At 63.7% G+C, this 322-nt stretch carries 1 pseudogene; it reads right to left on the minus strand.

Annotation, left to right across the window (positions count from 1 at the left end):
- Window positions 1-322, minus strand: a pseudogene (locus EN807_RS33850) (aminomethyltransferase family protein); the annotation flags it as partial.

The following is a 322-nucleotide window of genomic DNA, read 5'->3' on the forward strand; positions in this document are numbered from 1 at the left end:
GGGCGCGAGATCATCACAGGGAAACCGAACAGCTGCGTCTGCATGTGGTGGAAGTAGTTGAGGTCGCGAATGCCCGGCACGTGCTTGGCCAGGTAGTCGACGGCGGTCGGGCCCTGCAGCGAGAGGTCGTGCAGATTGTCGTCGAAGCGTAGCGAGACGTCGCGGCCCGCCGCTGCGCGCTGCAACTCCTCATGGCCGGTGCCGGAGCCGTGCACGACCATCCAGCTGTTGGGGCTGATGCGGTAGATGATGCAGTCGTCGGTGAACTTGCCGGCCTCGTTCAGCATGCAGGCATAGGCCGACTTGCCGGGATAGATCTTCT

Origin of the sequence: Mesorhizobium sp. M5C.F.Ca.ET.164.01.1.1 (assembly GCF_004792125.1) — a bacterium.
Taxonomy (GTDB): domain Bacteria; phylum Pseudomonadota; class Alphaproteobacteria; order Rhizobiales; family Rhizobiaceae; genus Mesorhizobium; species Mesorhizobium wenxiniae.